Source organism: Streptomyces sp. NPDC004629, assembly GCF_042873595.1.
GTDB lineage: Bacteria > Actinomycetota > Actinomycetes > Streptomycetales > Streptomycetaceae > Streptomyces.
Genome location: NZ_JBIALO010000033.1, coordinates 21,549 through 36,484, shown reverse-complemented (window position 1 = coordinate 36,484; position 14,936 = coordinate 21,549). Strand labels below are relative to the sequence as shown.

Annotated in this window: 12 protein-coding genes; 8 read left to right on the top strand and 4 right to left on the bottom strand. The window is 72.3% G+C overall.

Annotated elements, in window-relative coordinates; translation table 11 throughout:
• Nucleotides 1–567: 567 nt before the first annotated feature.
• Nucleotides 568–1,440 (top strand): endonuclease/exonuclease/phosphatase family protein, encoded by an 873-nt coding sequence (locus tag ACFYTE_RS35080; RefSeq protein WP_388719363.1) that lies wholly within the window; start codon nt 568–570, stop codon nt 1,438–1,440.
• A 387-nt stretch (nt 1,441–1,827) separates the two neighbouring features.
• Here ACFYTE_RS35080 and ACFYTE_RS35075 read toward each other — a convergent pair whose 3' ends face one another.
• Complete coding sequence (locus ACFYTE_RS35075) at nt 1,828–2,172, bottom strand: VOC family protein (RefSeq protein WP_388719361.1); 345 nt, start codon at nt 2,170–2,172, stop codon at nt 1,828–1,830.
• 221 nt (nt 2,173–2,393) lie between these two features.
• On the opposite strand from ACFYTE_RS35075, the gene ACFYTE_RS35070 reads away from it, so the two are divergent.
• From ACFYTE_RS35070 to ACFYTE_RS35040, 7 genes are all read left to right on the top strand, one after another.
• Nucleotides 2,394–3,680 (top strand): ABC transporter substrate-binding protein, encoded by a 1,287-nt coding sequence (locus ACFYTE_RS35070; protein WP_388719359.1) that lies wholly within the window; start codon nt 2,394–2,396, stop codon nt 3,678–3,680.
• 52 nt (nt 3,681–3,732) lie between these two features.
• Nucleotides 3,733–4,671, top strand: coding sequence for a carbohydrate ABC transporter permease (locus ACFYTE_RS35065; RefSeq protein ID WP_388719357.1), 939 nt, complete (start codon nt 3,733–3,735; stop codon nt 4,669–4,671).
• Nucleotides 4,672–4,685: 14 nt separating this feature from the next.
• On the top strand, nt 4,686–5,513 hold the full coding sequence (locus ACFYTE_RS35060) for a carbohydrate ABC transporter permease (RefSeq protein ID WP_388719355.1): 828 nt from the start codon (nt 4,686–4,688) through the stop codon (nt 5,511–5,513).
• Entirely contained in the window at nt 5,510–6,562 is a 1,053-nt protein-coding gene (locus ACFYTE_RS35055) for a LacI family DNA-binding transcriptional regulator (RefSeq protein WP_388719353.1), read from the top strand. Before ACFYTE_RS35060 ends, ACFYTE_RS35055 begins: the two co-directional genes overlap by 4 nt.
• A gap of 125 nt (nt 6,563–6,687) precedes the next feature.
• On the top strand, nt 6,688–8,622 hold the full coding sequence (locus tag ACFYTE_RS35050) for a cellulase family glycosylhydrolase (RefSeq protein WP_388719351.1): 1,935 nt from the start codon (nt 6,688–6,690) through the stop codon (nt 8,620–8,622).
• A complete protein-coding gene (locus tag ACFYTE_RS35045) occupies nt 8,619–10,952 on the top strand; it encodes a glycoside hydrolase family 3 N-terminal domain-containing protein (RefSeq protein ID WP_388719349.1) in 2,334 nt (777 codons plus the stop codon). Before ACFYTE_RS35050 ends, ACFYTE_RS35045 begins: the two co-directional genes overlap by 4 nt.
• Before the next feature lie 118 nt (nt 10,953–11,070).
• Nucleotides 11,071–11,517: a universal stress protein gene (locus tag ACFYTE_RS35040; RefSeq protein ID WP_388719347.1), complete on the top strand. Its 447-nt coding sequence runs from the start codon at nt 11,071–11,073 to the stop codon at nt 11,515–11,517.
• Nucleotides 11,518–11,782: 265 nt separating this feature from the next.
• On the opposite strand, the gene ACFYTE_RS35035 is transcribed toward ACFYTE_RS35040, so the two are convergent.
• From ACFYTE_RS35035 to ACFYTE_RS35025, 3 genes are all read right to left on the bottom strand, one after another.
• Nucleotides 11,783–12,985: a glycoside hydrolase family 1 protein gene (locus ACFYTE_RS35035; protein ID WP_388719345.1), complete on the bottom strand. Its 1,203-nt coding sequence runs from the start codon at nt 12,983–12,985 to the stop codon at nt 11,783–11,785.
• A 100-nt stretch (nt 12,986–13,085) separates the two neighbouring features.
• Nucleotides 13,086–13,955: a carbohydrate ABC transporter permease gene (locus ACFYTE_RS35030; RefSeq protein WP_388719343.1), complete on the bottom strand. Its 870-nt coding sequence runs from the start codon at nt 13,953–13,955 to the stop codon at nt 13,086–13,088.
• Nucleotides 13,952–14,935: a carbohydrate ABC transporter permease gene (locus ACFYTE_RS35025; protein WP_388719341.1), complete on the bottom strand. Its 984-nt coding sequence runs from the start codon at nt 14,933–14,935 to the stop codon at nt 13,952–13,954. The genes ACFYTE_RS35030 and ACFYTE_RS35025 overlap by 4 nt, the downstream gene beginning before the upstream one ends.
• Between the last annotated feature and the right edge of the window lies 1 nt (nt 14,936).

Below are 14,936 nucleotides of genomic sequence, written 5' to 3'. Positions count from 1 at the left end.
CCCCTGCGCCGCGAGGGGCTGAGCCTCGAAGCGTCGCCGCGGCCCGGCACCGCGTTCCCCTTCGTGTCCGTCGGGTGCGGGCCCGCCGCCGAACGGGGACCCCATGAACAAGGTCATGACCAGGACCGCGCGGCGGCGGCCGGGCACCCGCCCGCCGCCCCGGCGCCGCCCCGCCCCGCACCCCTACGACCCGCACGCCCGCGCTGAGCGCGCGGTTCCCCGCGCCCCTTCAGCGCGCCGTCTCAGCGCCGTGCCCTCCGGGCCTCGATCCGGCGGCCGGGTTGAGCAAGCCCACGGCGGTGCACTGAGCGGCGGCCGTCGCGGTGGGCGAGGACCGCGGAACCCAGTTGTCCGCGAACCGTCATCGGGCGGGAGCGCGGGGTTCACGGCCGCTGCCTACGGTGACTGATCGCCACGGGCTCCCCCACCCCGCGAGGGCGATCCGCACCCAGAACGCCGGCCTGCGCCACGGCCGGCCGTGTCCCGGGGCATACTCGCCCCCGCTCGCCCCGGACAGCGCGCACCTCGTTCGCCGCGGGCCCACCGCACTCAGATCCGGAGGTTTGTGTGAATCGCAGCACCCGACGGTCCACCCGTCGCGCCCTGCTCGCCGCCCTGCTCGGCGCCGCGGCCACGCTCGGCGCGGCATCGCCCGGCGCGGCATCGGCGGACCGGCCGGCCGCGGCTGCCGTGCCGCTGCGCGTGGCCACGTACAACATCCACGCCGGAGCCGGGCAGGACGAGGTCTTCGACCTCGACCGCACCGCGGCGGCGATCCGCGACCTGCACGCCGACGTGATCGGCCTCCAGGAGGTCGACGTGCACTGGGGTGCCCGCAGCGGCTTCGCCGACGAGGCGAGGGAACTCGCCGAACGGCTGGACATGCGGGTCTTCTTCGCTCCGATCTACGACCTGCCGCCCGCCCCGGAGCACGCCGAGCGGCGGCAGTACGGGGTGGCGGTGCTCAGCCGCCTTCCGGTGGCCGCCGCCGAGAACCACGAGATCACCCGGCTGTCCACCCAGGCCCCCGATCCCGTGCCCGCCCCCGCGCCCGGCTTCGCCGAGGTGACGGTCCGGGCCCGCGGCACCCTCGTGCACTTCTACTCGACCCACCTGGACTACCGCACGGACCCCTCGGTCCGGCGGGCCCAGGTGGACGACATGCTCGGCATCCTCGCCGCGGACTCGGGGCCGAAGGTCCTCGTCGGTGACTTCAACGCCGAGGCCGGCGCACCCGAGTTGGCGAAGCTGTGGGGGCCGCTGGCGGACGCGGCCCCGAACGGCGGCAGGACGTACCCGGCGATCGACCCGGTCTCCCGCATCGACCTGGTGACCGTCTCGCCCGGGGTCACCGTGACCGGCGCGCACGAGGTCGCGACCGAGGCGTCGGACCACCGGCCGGTGGTCGCCGACCTCCTGGTGCGGCGGCACGGTAGCTGACCCTCGGCGGCTCGCGGGCCCGGACACATCGCCGCACGGACGCGGCGAGCGGCAAACGGGCCGGTGCGCTCGTCCGCCGTTCGGGGCGAGTCCTCGTCGAGCCGGCGCGGCCATGCGGTGTGCGCTCTGCGGTGCACGGCGCTGTCCGATGCTCTCGGCCTCAAGCGCGACCAGGTGTGCGGCGCCGCTGAGCGCCGACAGTTCGATGCCGGCGACGCGGCGCGCCTTCACGGTGTCGAGCGTCGGCGTCCCCTCGATGTGCACACTGCCGGTGCCCTGCGCGAAGCCGGCCCCGCGCAGTTCGGTGGCCGTCCGGTCGACGCACCCGCCGAGGTCCGTGCCGCCGCGCGGGCCCCGCCGCGGGTCGTCGGCCACGGCGACGCCGGTTCACTGCGGCGGAGCGCCGCCGATCGAGATCTCGTTTCCGTCCGGATCCCGGTAAACGGCCTTGCGCATCCCGTTCGGGTAGGTCGTCCGCTGCACGGGCCGCAGTCCGCGTGCGGCGATCGCGGCGATCCGGGCGTCGAAATCGTCCACCAGGACGGTGTGCAGGGCGTGACCCGCGCGCCCGGGTTGCTGCTCGACGTACACGAACCGGTGCTCGGCGAGCTGCCACACCGACTCGGTGTCGCTCGCCGCGAACGTCGGCGGGGTGCCGAACAGCCGCTCGTACCAATCCAGCGCCGCCGCATGATCGTTGACCGGGACACCGGCGAACAGGGCGAGAGCCATGCCGCCATCGTAGGGCGGCCCGTGACGGTACGTCGGCACACGGGCATCCGCACGGCGCAACGCGCGGGCCGGCGTCCGCGGTGGCCACCGCGGGCTCCGCGACCCGCGACATTCCGCGTGTCAAGGGGTTGACCTGGGGCGGCGGGCCTCCTAATGTCCTCGCACCTCCCGAGGTACATCGATTAACCAATCATTAACCGTCTGGTTGGAGACATCCCGCTGTGCGCTCCTTGCTGACTCGGCGCGGCCTTCTCGCCGCCGGCTCCGGCCTCGCCGCGGCCGCCCTGCCCGCCCTCGCCGGCTGCTCGTCGCTGGCCGCGGCGGACTCCGATCCGGACACCCTGGTCGTCCACACCCAGCTGGGTACGACGGCTCCGGGCTCCCCCACCTATCTCTCCGCGCTGGACCGGTTCCGCAAGGAGAACCCGGGCCTGAAGGTGAAGAACCTGATCAACGGCGACGACCTGGGCCAGGTCTACGAGACCTCGCGCCTGGCCCGCAAGGAAGCCGACGTCGTCATGGTCAACCTCTACGACAAGACGCTGGCCTGGACGGACGTGGACGCCACGGTCGATGTCCGCCCGTACCTCGATGAGTGGGGGCTGCGCGAGCGGGTGCTGCCCGCCGCGCTGGCGGCGTGGACCGATGCCCGCGGGCGGGTGCGGGCCTTCCCGTACTTCGCCACCAACTGGCCGGTCGCCTACAACCGGGCGCTGCTGGACCGGGCCGGCGTCGATGCCGTACCCACCACGGGCGACCAGCTCATCGCCGCCGCCCGCAAGCTGCGCGCCAAGGGCATCGTCCCCGTCACCGTCGGCGGCAACGACTGGACCGGGCAGAAGCTGCTCGCGCAGATCATCCAGACGTACCTCACCGAGGACGAGGCCCGGCACGTCTACTCGACCGGGGACTTCGGCGGCCGTGCGGTGCGCGAGGGCATCGACTACTTCGTGGCGCTGCGCGACGCCGGCGTGTTCGCGGACAAGGCACAGGGTCTGACCTCCGACTCGATGACGACGCAGTTCAACACCGAGGCCGCGGCGATCCAGTCGGCGATGTCGTCGGCGCTGGCGAAGGTGCCCGAGGAGGTGGCCCGGCACACCGAGGTGGGCGGCTGGCCGCTGGGCCCCGGTGCCGCGCACGAGAGGCCGACCGTCATCCGGGCCTTCACCCTCATCGGGTTCTGGATCAGTCCGAACGGCGTGCGCAAGATCGGGCACGTCGAGAAGTTCCTGCGCTTCATGTACCGCCCGGACACCGTCTCCCGGTTCGTCACGGAGAGCGGCCGGGACATGGCCGTGCGCACGGACACCGTCAGCACCGGCTTCCCGCTGGTCGCCGCGGCCCAGCGGCTCGGCGGGGACGTCGGCCAGGTCCTGCTGCCCGACGTGTATGTGCCGCCCGCCGCCACCCAGCCGCTGATCACCGCCACCAGCACCGCCTTCACGCGGGGCACCGGCGCGGCCGAGGTCCGCGCCCTGCTCGAAGCCGCGTACCGGTCCGCATGAGCCGCCGGCCCGCTCCCCCGTTCCCCAAGCCCCCGTCCACGGGAGTCCTCGCATGACGACGCTGACGTCACCACCGGGCACCGCCGCGGCCCGCCGCACCGCCCCGCCCTCCCCCCGCACGGGCCGCGGCGGCCCGCGGCAGGGCGGCACCGTCCTCGCCGTGCCGGCCCTGGCCTGGTACCTGGTGTTCATGGTCGGGCCGATGCTCGCCATCTTCGTGATCGCTGCCCTGCACTGGCCGGGCATGCTGCAACCGGTGTCGTTCGCGGGTCTCGGCAACGTGCGCACGGTCCTTGCCGACCCGGTGTTCTGGGACGCGACGCGCAACACCGCGGTCCAACTGGCCGTCGCCCTGCCCGTGATGATCGCCTGCGCGTACATGCTCGGCTACTACGTGGCGCAGCGCCCGCCGGGCCACCGGATCATCCGGTATCTGCTGTTCGTCCCGGGGCTGATCTCGACACCCGCGAAGGCGATGGTGTTCTACGCCGCGCTGTCGCCGGACGGGCTGCTCAACGGCGTCCTCAAGGGGGTGGGGCTCGGCTCGGTCACCGATGCCTGGCTGGCGTCCCCCTCGACGGCGCTGGCCTGTCTGATCGCGCTGGACGTCTGGGGCGGGATCGGGTTCACGGCGGTGCTGTTCGCGGCGCGGCTGAACAGCGTGCCGGACGAGCTGGGTGAGGCGGCGCAGCTGGACGGGGCCGGGCACTGGCGGACCATGTGGGCGGTCCACTTCCCGGTGATCCGGGACTACGTCGGCGTGGTGACGATGCTTCAGTTCCTGTGGACGCTGTTCGGCTCCGCCCAGCACGTGCTGCTGCTGACACAGGGCGGCCCCGGCACCTCCTCGACCACCCTGTCGTTCCTCGTCTACCAGAAGGCGTTCATCGCCGCCGACCTCGGCTACAGCCAGACCGTCGGCGTCATCCTCTTCCTCGCCGGACTCGTCGGGCTGCTCGGCATCCGCCGCGCCTTCCGGCAGACCTACTGATCGGAGCAGCCACCATGAAGCTCGGCAAACGCTGGCTCCCGGCCCATGTGCTGGTGTGGACGTACGCGGTGCTGCTCGTCGTGCCGCTGTACTACTTCGTCGTGTCCGCGTTCAAGACCAACGACGAGATCTTCGGCCGCCCCTTCGCGCTGCCCTCGTCGTTCTCCTTCGGGAACTTCAGCACGGCGTTCAGCAGCGCCGACCTCGGGCTCGCCGTCGTCAACTCGGCCCTGGTGACGGTCCTTTCGCTGGCGCTGACCCTGCTGCTCGCCGTGCCCGCCGCCTTCGCGCTGGCCCGGTCGACAAGCCGGTGGGCCTCGGTGATCGAGAAGGTGTTCTCGCTCGGATTCCTCATCCCCACCTTCGCCGCCCTGTTCCCCACCTTCCTGCTGGCGGCGGCGACCGGACTCTTCCACACCCGCACCTTCATGGTGCTGTTCCTGCCGGCCACCGCGATGCCGCTCTCCGTGGTGATCCTCGTGCAGTTCATGCGGACCATCCCGCGGGAGATGGAGGAGGCCGCCCGGATCGACGGGGCGTCGACCTACGCGGTGCTGCGGCACGTGTACACGCCGATGTGCCTGCCCGGCATCGCGACCGTGCTGCTGCTGAACTTCCTGACGTTCTGGAACGAGTATCTGTACTCGCTGGTCATCATCGGCCCTGACCCGGCGCAGCGTACCGTTCAAGTCGCCCTGCCCACCCTGAAGTCGATCACCGGCACGGACTACGGCGTGCTGACCGCGGGCACCGTCCTCACCCTCGTCCCGGTGTGGGTGGTGTACACGGTCCTCCAGAAGCGGATGCAGCAGGCCCTGGTCAACGGGGCGGTCAAGCTGTGAGCGAGGAGGCGGCGCGCAAGGCGGGCCGGCGGCCCACCATCAAGGCGGTGGCCGCGGCGGCCGGGGTGTCGACCGCCGCGGTCTCGCAGGCGTTCAACGACAAGGGGCGGCTGTCGCAGGCCACCCGGCGGCGCATCCTGGAGGCGGCCGTGGAACTCGGCTGGTCCCCCAGTGTGCCCGCGGCGGCCCTGCGCAGCGCCCGCACCCGTGCGCTCGCGCTGGTCGTGCGGCGGCCCACCGACGTCCTGGGTGCCGACCCGCACTTCAGCGAGCTGATCACCGGCATAGAGGGCGAACTGGCGCCGCGCGGCTACGGCCTGGTGCTGCATCTGGTCACCGATCCGCGCGAGGAGAACGCCCTGTACGAACGGTTCGCCGCCGAGGGGCGGGTGGACGGCGCCGTGCTGACCGACGCACGCGCCGACGACTCCCGGCCCGCCCTGCTGGCCCGGCTCGGGCTGCCCGCGGTGCTGCTCGGCGCGCCGGACGGATCCACCGGCGTACCGCGTGTCGGCCTCGGACAGCAGGGCGCCGGGGTCCGGGAGGTGGTGGAGCACCTGGTCGGCCTCGGCCATCGCCGGATCGCCTATGTGGCGGGCCCGGCGGAACTGCAGCACACCCGGCTGCGCCGGCAGTCGTTCGAGACGGCCCTGAAGGCGGCCAGACTGCGGCCGTTCGCCGTGCTGCACACCGACTTCACCGAGCGGTCGGCGGTCGGCGCGACCGAGGCACTGCTGGACGCCGAGGGCCGTCCCACGGCGATCGTGTACGCGAACGACTCCATGGCCGTGTGCGGCATCGGCACCGCGCAGCGCGCCGGGTTCGGCGTGCCGCGGGACCTGTCCGTGGTCGGCTACGACAATCTGCCGCTCGGCCGCTGGCTGCACCCCCGGCTCACCACCGTCGACCAGCAGGTGCAGCGCGTCGGCGCCGCCGCGGCCCGGCTGCTGCTCGCCCTGTGCGGCGAGGAGGTCGTGGAGCTGCCGCTGGGCGACAGGCCGCGCCTGGTGGTCCGCGAGTCCACCGGACCGGCCCCGGATCTGCCCTAGCCCCTGCCGTTCCCTTATGCCCTCTTTTCTGTATTTTTCCTATGTTTTCCTGTGTTTTTCCGGTGTTTTCTGTTCGCCCCCGAAAGTCCCTCACCCCCCGCACCCGCACCGACCCGAGAAGGACCATGCGACGCCACAGCGCCCAGCTCTCCCACCACCCCGCCGTGCTGCCCTGGCTCGGCGCCAACTTCTGGTCGCGTACCGGCGGCCCCCTGATGTGGCGGGACTACGACCCGAAGACCGTCCGCGAGGAACTACGGGTCCTGCGCGAGAACGGTCTGACGATGACCCGGTCCTTCTTCTACTGGCCCGACTTCCACCCCGAGCCGCACCGGATCGACGAGTCGCTGTGCGCGCACTTCCGGGACTTCCTGGACGCGCACCAGGAGACCGGCATGGGCACGGTGCCCACGTTCATCGTCGGCCACATGTCCGGCGAGAACTGGGACCCGGCCTGGCGCGGCGGCCGGGACCTGTACGAGGACGTGTGGATGGTGGGCCGCCAGGCCTGGTTCGTGTCGCAGATGACCCGCCGCTTCAAGGACCATCCGGCGGTCACCGGCTGGCTGATCACCAACGAGATGCCCGGATACGGCCGCATCTACCAGGTGGACCCGCCGTCCTCCGACGTGGTCACGGCGTGGGCCCAGGCGATGTGCAACGCGGTGCGCGCCGCGGGCGGCACCCAGCCGGTGTCGCTCGGGGACGGGGCCTGGGGCATCGAGGTGACCGGCCACGACAACGGCTTCTCGCTGCGCGAGACCGCCGAGTACGTCGACTTCGTCGGCCCGCACGTCTACCGCTCCGACACCGACCGGACCCGGCAGCACTACCGGGCCGCCTTCGAGTGCGAACTCGCCTCCGTCACGGGACAGCCCGTCGTGCTGGAGGAGTTCGGACTGTCCACCGACACCGTCTCGGCGCGCAACGCCGGGATCTACTACCGCCAGACCCTGCACAACTCGCTGCTCGGCGGCGCCACCGGCTGGATCGCCTGGAACAACACCGACTACGACGACCTGTGGGACCGGTCCCCGTACGACCACCACCCCTTCGAGATGCACTTCGGGATCACCGACGGCACGGGCGCGCCGAAGGAGCCGCTGCGCGAACTCGCCGCCTTCGCCGAGGTGCTGCGCAGCGTAGACTTCGCCCGCTGCGCCCGGGCGGACGCCGACGCCGCGCTGGTGGTGCCGGCGTTCCTGGAGCGCGGATACCCCTACAGCAGGCCCGCCGACCGGCCGCTCATCTTCACGTCCCTGCACCAGGGTTACGTCAGCGCGCGGGCCGCCGACCTGCCGGTGGCCCTGACCCGGGAGGTCGACGGGCTGCCCGGCGAGGCCGCCCTGTATCTGCTGCCGGCCACCCGCCAGCTCACCTCCCGCACCCGCCGGGAACTGTGGCGCAGGGCCGAGGCGGGCGCCACCGTCTATCTGTCGTTCTGCTCGGGCGAGCACCCCGCCACCCGCGGCCCCTGGTTCGACGACCTGGACGGCCTGTTCGGGGTGGAGCTGCAGTTGTCCTACGGCGTCGCCGAGCCGATCGAGGACGACGTGCTGGAGATGACGTTCACCGAGGACTTCGGCTCTCTGCGCGCGGGTGAGGTGCTGCGCTTCCCGGTCGCAGGCAACGCGGACAGCCGCGCCTATCTGCCGGTGGTCCCCAAGGAGGGCCGGGTGGTCGCGGTCGACGGGCGGGGCCGTCCGGCGCTGCTGGTGAGCGAGACCGGCGCGGGCCGTACCGTGCTCGCCACCTACCCGCTGGAGCACATGGCCGCCCGCACCCCGGGCGCCAACCCGGATCGGACGCACCGGTTGTACGCCGCGCTCGCGGAGGTCGCCGGGGTGCGCCGGCCGGTGACGGTGGACGATCCGCGCGTCGCGGCGGACCTGCTGGTGCACGCGGACGGCCGGCGCTTCGTCTGGCTGGTGAGCCAGTGCCCCACGACGCTGCGGGTGACTCCGGTCAGCGACGGCACGCTGCATGTGCCGGCCTCGGGCGCGCCGGTCACCGAGGTCACGCTGGAGCCGTACGGCGTCGCGGTCCTGGAGCTGCGGTGAACGCGGCAGAGACGGGCGCGGCCGGGCCGGGCGTCGTGGGTCCGGGCGCGCGCTACCGGGATCCCGCGGCGCCGGTGCCGGAACGGGTGCATGACCTGCTGTCCCGGATGACGCTGACGGAGAAGGTCGGGCAGGTCAACCAGCGCATGTACGGCTGGCACGCCTACGAGCGCGCGGACGGCGGGCACCGGCTGACCGAGGCGTTCGAGGCGGAGGTCGCCGCCTTCGGCGGGATGGGCGCGCTGTACGGGCTGCAGCGGGCCGACGCCTGGTCCGGGGTCGGCTTCCGCTCGGGCATCGAGGCGGCGGACGGCGCCCGGGTCTGCGACATGGTGCAGCGGTATGTGGTCGAGCACAGCAGGCTGGGCATTCCGGTCCTGCTGGTGGAGGAGATGCCGCACGGTCACCAGGCCCTGGACGGCACGGTCCTGCCGGTGAACCTGGCGGTCGGCGCGACCTGGGACCCACAGCTGTACGCCGAGGCCAGCGAGGCCGCCGCCGCCGAACTGCGGGCCCGCGGCGGGCATGTGGCCCTGGTGTCGGCGCTGGACATGCTCCGCGACCCCCGCTGGGGGCGGGCCGAGGAGTGCTTCGGGGAGGACCCGTATCTGGCGGCGCGGCTGACCGAGGCGCTGGTCGAGGGCGCGGACCGGGCCGGGGTAGCCGTCGTCCTGAAGCACTTCGCGGGCCAGGGCGCCACCGTCGGCGGGCGCAACAGCGCCGCCACCGAACTCGGCGTCCGCGAACTGCACGAGATCCATCTCGCGGCGGCGCGGGCGGGCGTACGGGCCGGGGCGGCCGGTGTGATGGCGGCGTACAACGAGTTCGACGGCCTGCCGTGTGTCGCCAACCGCGGCCTGTTGTCGGGGCTGCTGCGGGGGCGGTGGGGTTTTGACGGCATCGTGATGGCGGACGGCGGCGCGGTGGACCGGCTGGTCCGGCTCACCGGCGATCCGGTGGCGGCGGGCGCGCTGGCCCTCGACGCGGGCTGCGACCTGAGCCTGTGGGACGCGTGTTTTCCCCGGCTCGGGGAGGCGGTCGAGCGGGGCCTTGTCGACGAGCGGGCGCTGGACGCCGCCGTGGCCCGGGTGTTGACCCTGAAGTTCCGCCTGGGTCTCTTCGACCGCCCGCGCACCCCTGCTGTGCACCCGGACCCGGGCGGTCCCGATCCGGTCGAGCTGAGCGAACGGGTGGCCCGCGCCTCGATCACGCTGCTGACACATGAGGGCGATGTGCTGCCGCTGTCCCCGGCGGTGTCCCGGATCGCGGTGCTGGGGCCGAACGCCGACTCCGTCGCCCAGCAGATCGGCGACTACACGGCACCGCAGCGTCCCGGCGTCGGCATCACCGTCCTGGACGGCATCCGCGCGGCGGCCTGCGACGCCGAGGTGGTGCATGCCCGGGGCTGCGACCTGGTGGGCGGGGATGTCTCCGGGGTGCCCGGGGCGGCCCGGCTTGCGGCCTCCTGCGATGTCGCCGTACTGGTCCTCGGCGGATCGAGCGCGCGCTCCGGGGACACCGTGTTCGACTCCAACGGGGCGGCGCTCGTGACCGCGGGGCCGCCGTCCGGGATGACCTGCGGGGAGGGCGTCGACCTGGCCGATCTGTCGCTTCCCGAGGGGCAGTCGGCACTGTGGGAGGCGGTGGCGGCGACCGGTGTGCCGACCATCGTGCTGCTCGTCCAGGGCCGTCCGCACGCCCTGCCGGCGCACCCGGGTACGGCGACGGCCGTGCTCAGCGCCTGGTATCCGGGGCCGTGGGGCGGGCGGGCCGTGGCCGACGTGCTGTTCGGCCGTGCCGAGCCGCGGGGCCGCCTCCCGGTCTCCGTCCCGCGCTCGGCGGCACACCTGCCCGTGTTCTACAACGGCAAGGACCACGGCTACCGCGGATACGTCGACCAGCCGGCGAGCGCCGCCCATCCGTTCGGCCACGGCCTGTCGTACACCACGCTCGTGCACGGCCCGCCCCGGCTGTCCCGCGACCGCGTGAGCGCGGACGACCCGAAGCTCAGCTGCCGGGTCACCGTCCGCAACACCGGCCCCCGTGCGGTGCGTGAGACGGTCCAGCTGTATGTGCGCCGGGTGTCGGGCGGCACGTCGTGGCCGCGCACCCGGGAACTGCGCGGCTTCGTCCCGCTCGACCTGCCCCCGGGTGCGAGCGCGGAGGCCGTCTTCACCGTGGACGCCGACACCCTGGCCTCGCTGGACCGGCACCAGGAGCCGGTCGTGGAGCCGGGCGAGGTACTGCTGGAGACGGGCCCCTCGGCGGATCGCACCCAGGCGGCGAGACTGCTGATCGAGGGGCCCGCGGGGGGATTCCGGACGAGGTGAATCCCGGGCCAAGATCGGGGAAACCTCCCGGCCGGGCGGAACACTTCCGGGCCGTCCCGTTGTTGAGGCGCATGATCGATCACGCCATCAGGTGGTCGGAAGAGGAAAAGAGAGATCCATGTTCCACCGCATCCTTGTCGCCGTCGACTCCAGCCCCGCCCGGCACGCCGTCGTCCGGCTCGCCGGTGACATGGCCCGGCTGACCGGTGCCAAGGTCAAGGTCCTGCACGTCGCCCCGTCCACGGCCACGCTCGCGGCGGTCGTCCCCCTGGAGGACGACACGGAGGCCAACGCCGTCCTGGACGAGGCCGTCCGCGCCCTGCGCGACGCGGACGTCGACGCCGAGGGCGCCCTCGCCGAGGGACTGACCACCCAGATCGCCGCCACCATCGCCGCCACCGCCGAGGAGTTCCAGGCGGACCTCCTGGTGCTCAGCCCGCACCACCGCGGTTCGCTCGAAGCCCTGTTCAACCCCCGGGTCAGCGACGCCGTCGCGCACACCAGCCGCGCGGCGATCCTCCTCGTGCCCGAGACCGCCGAGGGCGCCGGCACCGGCAAGGACTGATGCGACCGGGGCCGTGCGGGACGGGCCGGTGACTCGGTCCGCCCCGCACGGCCGGTGCGCCGGCGCCCGGACGACGCCCCGGTGCCCCGCGCCCGCTCTCCGACGCGCGCCACCGCATCCGGTCCGGCGCGCGTCGACGGCTGCGGCGTGCGGCCGTGCGTGTCCGACGACGGACATCCGGCGGCCCGGCCCACGGACAAGGGGCGAGCGAGCGGGAGCCGACGGGTGTCAGGTGGCCGTCGGCTCCCGGGTCCTGGGGGTGCGGTCAGGCCGCGGCGCGCGGCAGTTCGCGGGTGCGGCCGAGACCGCCGAGCCATACGGCGGACGGCTTGGCGGTCCGCTCGAAGGTCACCGGGTCCACCGCGATCAGGCCGAAGGTGGCCTGGAAGGAGCCCCATTCGTAGTTGTCGAGGGCGCTCCAGGCGAGGTAGCCGCGGACGTCGAGGCCGTCCTCCAGCGCGGCGGCGACCTCGTGGAGTGCGCCGGTGTAGTAGTCGACGCGGCGGGTGTCGTCGGCGGTGGCGATGCCGTTCTCGGTGACGATCAGCGGCACGTCGGGGCCGATCACCTCGGCCGTGTGGCGCAGGGCGTGGCCGACGGCGGCCGGGTAGTACTCCCACCGGGTCAGCGTGCGCTCGGCGTCGTCCGGCGCGGGGATCGGACCGTCGGCGCCGATCCTGGTGCGGGTGTAGGACTGCACACCGATCCAGTCGTCGTCGCGGGCGGCCTCGATGAAGACGTCCTCGCGGGGGTTCCGGTAGGCGGCAGTGACCTCCTCGGCGCCGGGCAGGGCCTGGTAGACCTGGTTGGCGATGGTCCAGCCGACCTGGATGTCCGGGTTGACGGAGCGGACCGCCTTGACGGCCGCGCGGTGGGCGGCGATCACCGCGTGGGTGGTCTCCTCGTCGGGCGTGGGCAGGCCCGCGGCCGGGAAGCCCTGGTCACCGGCCTTGGCCGCGCCCGCCATCACGGCGATCATGTTCGGTTCGTTGATGGTGCACACATGGCGGACGCCGTCCGCGATGATCGGCGCGCACCCCTCGACGTACCGGGCGAACAACTCGACGGCCCCCTCGGCCGTCCAGCCGCCGAAGTCCTCGAACCACTGCGGGACGGTGAAGTGGTGCAGGGTCACCATGGGGCGCAGACCGCGGGCCACGGCGCCCTCGACCATGCGGCGGTAGTGGGCGATCTCGGCGTGCGAGAACCTGCCGCGCACGGGCTCGATGCGGGCCCATTCGATGCTGAAGCGGTAGTCGGTGAAGCCGAGTTCGGCGAGCAGATCCATGTCCTGCTGCCAGCGGTGGTAGCTGTCGCAGGCGTCCAGGCTGGGCTCGGCGATCCGCGCCGCAGGGTTGTGCTCCTTGCGCCACCAGTCGCTGTTGACGTTGTTCCCCTCGATCTGGTGGGCCGCGGTAGAGGCGCCCCACAGGAAGCCGTCGGGGAAGCGGGTCGAGGTGTGCGTCATCGTCCGTTTCTGTCTTTCTGGTGGGTGGGGGTGGCTGCGGCATCGCCCCGTGGTACGGCCGGTGCCGGGCGGGGCGGGCGCAGACTGCGGGAGGGCCTGGCTACTTCAGGCCTGCGGTGGCGATTCCCTGGGTGAAGTGCCGTTGCAGGACGGCGAAGACGACCAGCACGGGCAGGACGACCAGCAGGGACCCGGCCATCAGCATGCCGTTGCCGCCGCCCACCGTGCGGTTGGGATCGTTGGCGAAGGTGGCGAGCGCCACGGGCAGCGTGTACTTGCCCGGGTCGTTGGTGGCGATCAGCGGCCAGATGAAGTTGTTCCAGGAACCGAGGAAGGTAAAGATCGTCAGGGTGGCCAGGGCGGGTTTGACCAGGGGCAGCACGATGCGCCAGAAGATGTACCACTCGCCGGCGCCGTCGATCCGCGCCGCTTCGAGCAGCTCGTCCGGGACCGACTGCATGAACTGCCGCATCAGGAACACCCCGAACGCGCTCGCCGCGAACGGCAGCACGAGTCCGGCGTAGGTGTCGATGAGCCCCATGCCGTTCATCAGGACGTACAGCGGCAGGATCATCAGGTTGCCCGGCACCATGAGCGCGGCGAGCACGACCCCGAACACCTTGGAACGGCCGGTGAAGTCCAGCTTCGCCAGCGCATAGCCGAGCATCGAGCAGAACAGCAGATTGCAGACGGTCACCAGGACGGCCACGATCAGCGAGTTCATGAAGTACCGTGGCATGTCGAGCTGGTCGAGCAGGTCCCCGAAGTTGCTCAGCGTCCACTCGGTCGGCAGCCACACCGGCGGGCTGGCCGTGAGGTCCTTCTTCGTCTTGAACGCGGACAGGGCCATCCACAGGAAGGGCGCGGCCATCACCAGCAGGCCCGCGGAGGCGATCGCGTACAGCAGCGGGGTGCGGGTGCGGCCCGGGCGCCGGCGGCGGCCGGGCGCGGTTGCCGTCGGTGCGGTCATCGGGTGTTGTCCTTCAGGAGTCGGAGCTGAAGCACCGTGATGCCCATGATCACGACGAACAGGACGTACGCCATGGCGCTCGCGTAGCCCATGTGGAAGAAGTTGAAGCCCTGCCGGTACATGTCGAGGGAGACCGTGAGGGTCGCATCGGACGGACCGCCCTGGGTCATCACGAAGGGTTCCTCGAACACGTTGAGGTAGCCGATCGTGGTGATGACGGTGGCGTACAGCACGGTGGGCCGCAGCAACGGGACGGTGATGCGGCGCAGTTCCTGAAAGGCGCCCGCCCCGTCGAGCCGGGCGGCCTCGCGCACCTCGGCGGGGATCGCCTGGAGTCCGGCGATGAACAGCACCATGACGGTACCGAGGTTGCGCCATACGGCCATGGCGATCAGCGACGGCATGGCCCAGGTCTCGGAGCCGAGGAAGTCCGGTGCGGTGACGCCCAGTTGGGAGGCGATCGCGGCGACAAGGCCGTCGGAGGGGTCGAGCACGAAGCGCCAGACGACGGCGACCGCGACGATGGTGGTGACCACCGGAGCGTAGAAGCCGACCCGGAAGAAGGTGCGGGCCCGGTCGATGCCGTTGTTCAGCAGGATCGCGACGAGCAGGCCGGACACGATGGTCAGCGGTACTCCGACGACCACGAAGTAGCCGGTGTTGAACAGGGCGGTGCGGAAGGTGTCGTCCTGGAAGAGCCGGGTGTAGTTGTCGATGCCGACGAACTCCGCCTCCAGCGGCCGGGTGACGTTGCGGGCCCCGAAGTCGGTGAAGCTCATCACGAGCGTCGCGACGATCGGGAAGAGCATGAACACGCCGAACAGCGCGAGGAACGGCGTGGAGAACAGCCATCCGTGCAGATTGTGCCTGCTCAGGGAGCGACGGCCCGGCCGGGCCGCACGCGGCGGCCGGGCTCCCGCGGCACCGCGCCCTTGCTGCGCGGCCGTGCTTTCGCCGGCTGGTCCTGTCGTGAGGGACATG